This window comes from Aggregatilinea sp. (genome assembly GCF_036822615.1).
Taxonomy (GTDB): domain Bacteria; phylum Chloroflexota; class Anaerolineae; order Aggregatilineales; family Aggregatilineaceae; genus Aggregatilinea.
In genome coordinates this window covers 1-6,944 of sequence record NZ_DAISHJ010000183.1, presented here as the reverse complement: position 1 = coordinate 6,944, position 6,944 = coordinate 1, and the positions used below count along the sequence as shown (strand labels likewise).

At 65.6% G+C, this 6,944-nt stretch carries 5 protein-coding genes; all 5 read left to right on the top strand.

What is annotated here, in order from left to right; all coding sequences use genetic code 11:
- Positions 1-210 precede the first annotated feature (210 nt).
- Positions 211-1,185, top strand: a complete 975-nt coding sequence (locus V7116_RS24920; RefSeq protein ID WP_324394709.1) for an HD domain-containing protein — start codon at positions 211-213, stop codon at positions 1,183-1,185.
- A 270-nt stretch (positions 1,186-1,455) separates the two neighbouring features.
- Complete coding sequence (locus tag V7116_RS24915; RefSeq protein WP_324394708.1) at positions 1,456-2,847, top strand: beta-galactosidase; 1,392 nt, start codon at positions 1,456-1,458, stop codon at positions 2,845-2,847.
- Positions 2,848-2,969: 122 nt separating this feature from the next.
- The gene (locus V7116_RS24910) at positions 2,970-4,262 is read left to right on the top strand and encodes a hypothetical protein (protein WP_324394707.1); all 1,293 of its coding nucleotides are present in this window, start codon (positions 2,970-2,972) and stop codon (positions 4,260-4,262) included.
- A gap of 285 nt (positions 4,263-4,547) precedes the next feature.
- The gene (locus tag V7116_RS24905) at positions 4,548-6,635 is read left to right on the top strand and encodes a glycosyltransferase family 39 protein (protein WP_324394706.1); all 2,088 of its coding nucleotides are present in this window, start codon (positions 4,548-4,550) and stop codon (positions 6,633-6,635) included.
- 172 nt (positions 6,636-6,807) lie between these two features.
- A partial coding sequence (locus V7116_RS25945) for an RNA 3'-terminal phosphate cyclase (RefSeq protein WP_349258562.1) occupies positions 6,808-6,944 on the top strand: 137 nt, incomplete at its 3' end.

Below are 6,944 nucleotides of genomic sequence, written 5' to 3'. Positions count from 1 at the left end.
GGTCCTGAAGTAACACAGTAACACGCGTTTTTCCCGGCGGGGTGTATCACTGTGCGCCCCGCCGCTCACAGCACCCAATCTGTCGGGACGATGCTTGTATCGCCCGGTCTTGCTTTCTTCCCTTCCCTCCGCTTGCGTGGGGGAAGGGGCCAGGGGATGGGGGGCAGAATCCGCCCTATGCTGTTCTCTGATCCCTGCAAAGGACCGCTCATGCGTTACGACGATCGACTGTACGGCTCCGTAGACCTGGACGACCCGGTGCTGCTCGACCTGATGGGCAGCGCCGCCATGTTGCGGCTGCACGGCGTCTATCAGCACGGCATTACCGGCCTGCTGGGCATCGTGAACCCGCTCACGCGCGCCGAGCACTCGATCGGCGCGATGCTGCTGGTGCGGCGTTTAGGTGTGCCCCTGGCGGAGCAGATCGCCGCGCTGCTGCACGACATCAGCCACACCGCTTTCAGCCACGTCGCGGATCACGTCTTCGCCGGGCCGGAGAGCTATCACGAAGCGGCCAAAGCGGAGTACGTCGCGGGCACGGATCTGCCCGCCATCCTCGCGCGCCACGGCTACGACTGGCACGACTTTTTGCACGAGGACGCCTACCCGCTGCTGGAACAGCCTTCGCCCGCGCTGTGCGCCGATCGCGTGGACTATTTCCTGCGCGACAGCCTGGACCTCGGCCTCGGTACACCGGAGCAGGTGCGCGGCGCGGTCGATCGCCTTGTGGTGCACGATGGACGCATGATGTGCGATGATTTGGATACGGCGCGCTGGATGGCGGACGCGTTTCTGGCCGCCGAAGACGCCAGCCGCTCGAATTACCGTGAAGCGGCGCTGTACGAGCTGATCGCGCGGGCCATCAAGCTGGCGATCGAGCGCGGCATTTTGGCCCCCGCCGATCTGTGGGACACCGATCGCGCCGTGTGGGATCGTTTGAGCGCCGCGACCGATGCGGATCTTCATGCGCTGCTTGGGCTGGTATCCGTTCATACGCGCTTCGAGCAGGACGCCGCCGTGCCCGATTTCTGGGTGACGCTCAAGCGGCGCACGCTCGATCCCGACGTGGTGCAGGGCGGAATGGCGCGGCCTCTCTCGGCGCTGGACCCCGCCTACGCCGTGCGGCGCGACGCCTATCTGCGCGCCAAGGCGGGCCGCTGGCCGGTGCGCGTGATCCGGGCGTAGGGCGAGCGTTGCTTGCCGGAGCGAAATTTACGCTACAATCGATCGCTTGTGCCTCTTGACCGCCGGGCCGCTTCAAGAGTACCTCCGTACCTCTGGGACTGGCCAAGCGAACAAGCGGCGCTATAATGGAAAAAGCTCCTCGGGACGAACAGCGGTAGATGCGCCAGTCTGCCGCCGAATTTGTGCCCGGTAGAAGGCTGGGACGGCGCAGACGCGCCCCCGGCAGCTATGAGCGATTTGTCGTTAACTTGGGCAGGAGGAACGAGCGTTATGCAAACGTCAATGGTTGCGCGGCAGCGGCAGCGCCAGATGCGCGGGTTTGTCGTCGCTTGGTTGGGGGTAACCCTCTTCATGGGCGCGGTGACCTTCGCCGGAATTTACTACGCGACCGGCCTGATCAACAACGGCGGCAGCAACAGCGGCGGCGACATCAGTGTGGCCGCCTTGCCGGGCGCTGATCGGGATGCTGCTGCACAGCAGGCCACCGGCGTGCCGACCCCCACGCCCTTCCCTGGAACCGAAGCCGAAGCGCCCGTCGAAGAACCGGCGGCGTCTGGCGGTGTGGATCTCTCTGGTCCTGTGCCCGACGTCTTCCAGTTGGGCGTCCAGGTGCAGGAGAATCCCGATCCGACCGTCTACCAGATCTGGATGGGCGAAGTCGTAGACAAGCTCAAGCTGCCGTGGATCAAGCAGCAGGTCCGTTGGGAAGATGTCGAGCCGGTGCAGGGGCAGTATGACTGGGCCGCGCTGGACACCACCATGGAAGAAACCGCCAAAGCGCAGGTCCGCGTGATGCTCAGCGTCGTGACCGCGCCCGATTGGGCGCGCGAGCAGGGCAACCAGCGCCTGGATGAAGTCGGCCCGCCCGCCGATCCGCAGACCTATTCCAACTTCTTGACGACCCTGCTTCAGCGCTATCCGGGCCAGATCCACGCCATCGAGGTGTGGAACGAGATGAACATCGACCGCGAATGGGCGTCGGTGTACGGCCTCCAGCCCAGCCGCTACGTGGCGCTGCTTCAGGCTGCCCACGACGCGATCAAGGCCGTGGACCCGAACATCGTCGTCATCAGCGGTGCGCTGTCCCCGACGGGCGTCAATGACGGCGTGGGGGCGTACGACGACTTCGTGTACATGGAAATGCTGATCAACGCGGGCATGCTCGACTACGCCGACTGCGTGGGCGCGCACCACAACGGCTACAACATCGGCCCGACGATCCCCTGGAACAACGTTCCGAACGATCCGAGCGCCATCTTCCGCGGCCCGTTCGATAACCCGCACCACAGTTGGTCGTTCTACAGCACGCTTCAGGGCTACAGCCAGCGCATTCAGAACGCGGGCAGCGATAAGAAGCTGTGCATCACCGAGTTCGGCTGGCCCGTGGTCGAGGACCTGAGCGCGATGCCGCGGGGCTTCGAGTTCGCGCAGGACAACACCCTGGCCGAGCAGGCGCAGTACTTCAACGAAGCCATTCAGGAAATGGAAAGCTGGGGTACGGTCTGGATCGCGTTCATCTGGAACCTGAACTACGGTGCGCAGGCCGGTTGGGACGCCACCAACGACAACGTGCCCTATTCGCTGCTGCGGCCCAACTGGGTTCCCGCGCCCGCCTATGAGGCGATCGGCGCGTACGATTTCCGCAGCAAGACGCTTCAGTAACGCTTGACCCTGAACCGGGGCGGGCGGTTGGCCTGCCCCGGTAAGTTTGATGAATCACCCGGCGGGCCGTGTGCCCGCCGTATTGTGTCTGGGGGCGGGGGGCCCAAGAGGGAGGCAAACGGTTGGAAGAGTGCCATCAGGCCGCTTTGCGGCCCGCCGCGAGCGGTCGGCGGCGTATTCGACATCTGGCGTGGATCGGGCTGTTGGCCGCGCTGCTGCTCGCCGTGGGCGGGTGCAGCCGCTCCGATAACCCCACCGCGCCAACAGAGATCAACCCGCTGCCCACGCCTTACGATCTTGCCCCCGATGCGGTCACCGATCCTGCTTTTCCCTCGCTGACGTACGGTATTCAGGCGTTCCTGTGGTGGAACGGGACCACGCGCCCCTATGACCTGGACGCGATGCGCCTGATGAACTTCACCCACGTCAAGCAGATATTCGCCTGGGCGGACGTCGAGCCGCTCAACGATGAATGGCACTGGCAGCAGGCCGACGCGGTTGTGTCCGAGGCGCAGTGCCGGGGCCGCGAGATCGTCGCGCGAATCGATCACGCGCCCGAATGGGCCGCCGCGTCCGGCAGCGATGCCGCCGCGCCGCCCGTCGATTTGGACGAGTGGGGCGAGTTCTGCGGGACGCTGGCCGCGCGTTACAAAGGGCAGATCGCCGCCTATCAGGTCTGGAACGAGCCGAACCTCGACCGCGAATGGGGCGGGCGCTCGCCCAACGCCGAGGGGTACGTCAGTTTGCTGAAGACGTGCTCGCAGGCCATCCACGCCGCCGATCCCGACGCGATCGTGATTTCCGCCGGGCTGGCCCCCACCGGGACCGTTTCGCCCGCCGTCATCCCCGACATGGTTTACCTGCGCCAGATGTACGACGCGGGTGCGTCCGAGTGGTTCGACGTGCTCGGCCTCAACGCGCCGGGCTACGGCGATCCGCCGGACATGTCGCCGGACGCCGCCGCCGAGCAGTACGACGGCAACCGCTGGCGCGTCTTCCGCCACGTCGAGGACATGCGCGCGATCATGGTGGACGAGGGCGACGCGGCCAAGCAGATCGCCATCCTCGAAATGGGCTGGACCACCGACACGGTGCACCCCGACTACGCCTGGCACGCCGTCACCGACGAGCAGCAGGCCGAGTATCTGGTGGGCGCGTACCAGTGGGCGGCGGCGCACTGGCGTCCGTGGTTGGGCCTGATGACGACCATTTACCTGTCCGACTTCGACTGGACGCCTGACGACGAGGAATACTGGTGGGCCATCGACCTGCCGGGCTTCCCGCCCAAGACGTACCGCCCGGCCTTTGTCGCCCTGGCGAACATGGAAAAGGTATCGGGCGATACGGTGATCCCGGCGCGCGATCCCGGTGCGCCGGAGGCGACGACGCTCCAGCCGCTTACCTGCCCGAACTGATACGCACGGATTGCCCTGGCGTGAGCTGTTGTGTAAGGGCAGTTCAATCCGGCGCTGTTTGTCTCCCCTCTCCAATCCAATTGGAGAGGGGCTGGGGGTGAGGTTGCTTTTGCGCTTGTCGCTTACGGCTAACCGCTGTTTCGCGGAGCATGCTACAATAGGCGGCACGTCAAAAGTCGGCTGCGGGTCAGGCTGCCGCTGCTCCCCGGATAAAAGAGGGTGGTCGGCCTGCCACGAGCCGCCGCACCTCTTTTTTTCGGGCCTTTCGACCAGCAAGGATCGCTCTTGAACCGGCGAATAGAACTCATTTTAGTCACGCTCCTGCTGCTGCTGGCGGCGGTGTTCAGATCTTGGGATTTGTCGCGGGTGCCGTCCGGCTTCAGCGACGAGGAATTGGCGTACGTCCGGCTGACCGAAGCGGTTCAGACCGGGAATATCGCCGTGTACTATCAGGTTGGTGACGATCACGGGCGGTCCGGGCTGTACGCCGTGGCAAACGCGATCGTGACCAGGGCCGTAGGCGATGGCCTGCTCGGCTATCGCATGCTGTCGTTTTGGGCCAGTTTGCTGTCGCTGGCGCTGTTGTACGCGCTGGCGCGGCGGTTGTTCGGGCGCTACGTGGCGCTGATGGCGCTGGGCGCGATGAGCGTCAATACGCACGCGGTGCTGCTGGCACGCACCGCGACGAGCGAATCGCTGGTGCCGTTTTACGTGCTGCTGCTGTTGTTCACGCTCGCCGTCGCGTTCCACGTGGGGCGGACGGTGCACTTCCGCGCGCCGTCGACCATCACGTTTGCGCTGGTGGCGATGCTGTTTGGCGCGTCCGGCTACCTGCACTACACGACTCTGGTGCTGGGGCCGTTGGGCGCGCTGTTTTTCGTGCACCTGCTGGTCACCCACCAGCCGATGTCGCGCCGGATCTGGAGCATCGTGTTTTTTGTGCTGATGCTGGCGACGATCGTCGCGCTGCCGTACCTCACCTCGACGCTGCGCGAGCTGAGCGCCAGCGAGCCGGATATCTATATCACGGCGCGTCCGCGCGGCATCACCGATCTGGTGAACGGCGTCCTGAGCGCGATCGGCGGCCTCGTCTGGAAGGGCGACACGCGCATAACCTACAACCTGCCGGGGCTGGCGCTGCTTGGCCCGGCGCTCTCGCTGCTGCTGGTGATCGGCACGGTGCGCGCCGTTCATCGTTGGCGCGAGCCGCGTTATGCGCTGATGCTGCTCTCGCTGCTGGCCGGGCTGGCGACGGACGTGTGGATCGGCTCTGAATCGACGTTTTCCGCCAATCTCGTGGCGCTGCCCGCGTTGTATATTCTGCCCGCGGTCGGCGTGATGGTGGTGTGGCGCGCGCTCAGCCTGCGCAGCCGCGCCAACGCGGTGCGTTGGGTGACGGCGCTGGCGGCGGCGATCCTGGTGGTGAATGTCGCGCTGACCTGGAACCGGGTGTTCGCGCAGTGGGGCGAGCACGCGGATGCGGATGCGGCCTATCATGCGGATCTGGGGCGCGTCGCGGCCTATCTCGACCGCTCGCCTGACGACAGTCCGGCGGTGATCTGCATGATTCCGCTGGATATGCCCAACGCGATCGGCCTATCTCCGCGCCAGATCCTGCCGCTGATGATGCACCGCGAAGACGTCAGCCTGCGCAGCGTGGACTGCCGGAGCGGGCTGGTATTCGTCAACGCGGGCGCACCGATGCGCCTCGTATTCGCGGACCCCGACTACCGCACGCTGATGCCGCCGGAGCTGGCCGAATGGCTCGAGGATGCGACGGATCTGCGCGTGAACGATCTGCCCGATGGCTCGGTGCTGGCGCTCAACGTCGAGCAGCGCATCCGCGACCTCGGCGGCTACTGGAACAGCGTCGCCCCGGCGTTTTATCTGCCCGAAACGAACGGCGGCGGCAGTCTTCCGGCGCAGCTTCCGGTGACGCTGGAACGCAACGTGACCTTCGCGGGTTACGATCCGCGCGGCCTGACGCCGCACACGGCAGGCGGCGAACCGATCGTGCTGGCGTCGTACTGGCGCGTGGATGGCCCGCTGCCCACGAATCTGGGCGTCTTCGTGCACCTGCTGGCCTATCTGAATCCGCGCCTTCAGCCGCTCGCTGAGTCGAACACGATCAGCGTGGTGCCGTCCGAGCTGAGGAACCGCGACATTTTCATCCAGGTGTCCTACCTCTGGCTGAGCGACCGGGTGCGCGCGGGCGACTATCCGCTGACGATCGGTGCATTTACCGGCGAGGTGGCCGCTATCGACAACCACCTGCGCGTGATCGATCGCCACGGCGAGCTGCACGGCGAGCGCCTGCTGGTCGGGTCCGTGCCCGTTCTGGCTCCCGCCGAATCCGAAGGCGACGTGCAGTAGCGCCCGGTATAATCGAACCCCCGCCAGGGCGGACATACGCTGCTGTTCTGCGTAGATGCGAGGCTTGCCCCGCCCATTTTCCCCTTGCATAGAGTCGGGGGCCACAGGACGGGGCAGCGCGCCGAGAATCACCGGGATCTCACAACGTATGAACGAGGAGAGCAACGCCATGATGCTGACCCTGGATGGAAGTCAGGGCGAAGGCGGAGGGCAAATTGTCCGGTCGGCGCTAACCCTGAGCTGCATTTTGGGTGTGCCGTTCCGCGTGACTCATATTCGCGCCGGGCGCGACCCGTCCGGCCTGCGCCC